Raw genomic sequence first — 1,689 nt, 5'->3', positions numbered from 1 at the left:
ACTCGTTAGCTTGTCCAAACAGACGCGGAGTAACCAAACTGGACAGTATAATTGGCAACAGCGGTATATACTAGAGTATCTACTATAATATATACCCTCATATTGGTCTTTCTTTCTTCTTTATCGTGAGTGACACCGAGTCCGAGTAGTGTCAAGAGTTTTTCAACTGCCTACTTCTAGTAGTAGGTCTTTCGACATGGTTGCGTAACCGCCGTCAAAGTAATCATAGACAGCAACTGGGACCGACGGCTTAACGTGCCCTCCAAAGCAAGGAACTATCATTCTTAAGAACGATCGATCCCTTAAAGGGGTAAGATGATGTGCAGCTGGTTATACAAAAATGTGTCGGGAGCGCGAGCAAGTGAAAATTAAAGTATTGTTCACAATTGGCTACAGAGAATATTTCACTTATTTATCAGAAAAGTTTTCAGCACATATATACTCATATTGCGCCTTTATCCCTTGGATAGACAACGCGGTAAAATACGGTCGCTGTCGCCACGTCTGGAAAATATTTGAGAGCCGTTTCAGAAAAATCGTGTTTGAAAATAGTGACGGGTTGTCAGCCTGTTGCCTAAAATTGTAATACACATGAAGCCTTCGAGTCCCTTAGTCACCTTTTAAATTGTTTAAAAAATATAGTTATTTAGGAATAATATATTTTTATAGGAAAATACCTTTATATTACTTACACAAACTTTAAGAATTAAAACCATAATCCAATAAAAGAAACTGAAACCTAAATATTTTCAAATTATTATATATGTTTGCAAAATATCTGCAAATAATAAGGGCATGCATAATGTGACAATAATAAAATCAAAATAATAGGATTTTGTTAGTGTTTAAATGGTCGAGAATAAACTGGAGACGACATGCTGTAGAGACGCATTCCTGAGATAAAAGGCTTTGACAGACGGACAACAAAATGTTCCTATATATAAGGGTTCCATCATTTTCCTTTTGTACGGAAATCTAAAAACGAGTAAAATTTTTATAGTCAGGTATAGGTTTAAAATCCCCGGGGCTAAAACCGCTGAGTCCATTCTAAAAAGTATAAGTTGATTCCTGCGGTAGATAAATGTGCTGCTGATAGTACAAAAGACTTTCTTACTCCGACTTCTGTAAGTTAAGTACCTGAAATATAGAGACGTAATTTTTATTCACTCAAAGAACAGGCTGGCACAACCTCGCATGTATCCTACCTAAAGGCATCTTACAAATTTCTAATGTGGCTTCTGAATTGCGGTTTTCTTTTCATCTTTGATATGTGCGTGGGTGTAATATAATAAAGAGGAAAATACCCAACGTCTCTCGTTAACAGTAACTTTTATGGAAGTCGTAAATCTTGCTTAGAATTCAATTTCAACGGTACGTAGTCAAGTTGAGTATTTCATAATTTTATTCACAAAGCTTGTGAGTAAGTATCAATATTCACATAACAGAAAGTTGGTCGTTGGACTAACATTGAAAGCCAAATCCTTCTGTAGCTTTTTTTCTGGAATTTCGACCTTGGAGTTCCGGTCCCATTCGCCCAATGGCAATAATATTTGTGAATTTGTAGCATGCCCACAATGAGGTTGATCGATCATCTTTACGGCTTTGCTTATCGTTGGTTAATTCCTTAACAGACTTCCTAATGCCGCTAAGTCCCAAAGTGAATATCAGACAGACCACTCCTGTTATAGC

At 36.7% G+C, this 1,689-nt stretch carries 1 protein-coding gene; it reads right to left on the bottom strand.

The window, feature by feature from the left end:
• Window positions 1-1,461: 1,461 nt before the first annotated feature.
• A partial coding sequence (locus ACJ5GX_RS03075) for a hypothetical protein (RefSeq protein ID WP_495292689.1) occupies window positions 1,462-1,689 on the bottom strand: 228 nt, incomplete at its 5' end.

The organism is Wolbachia endosymbiont of Tuta absoluta (assembly GCF_059414725.1).
The sequence above is the reverse complement of the archived record's forward strand: the minus strand, read 5'-3'. Positions and strand labels throughout refer to the sequence as shown.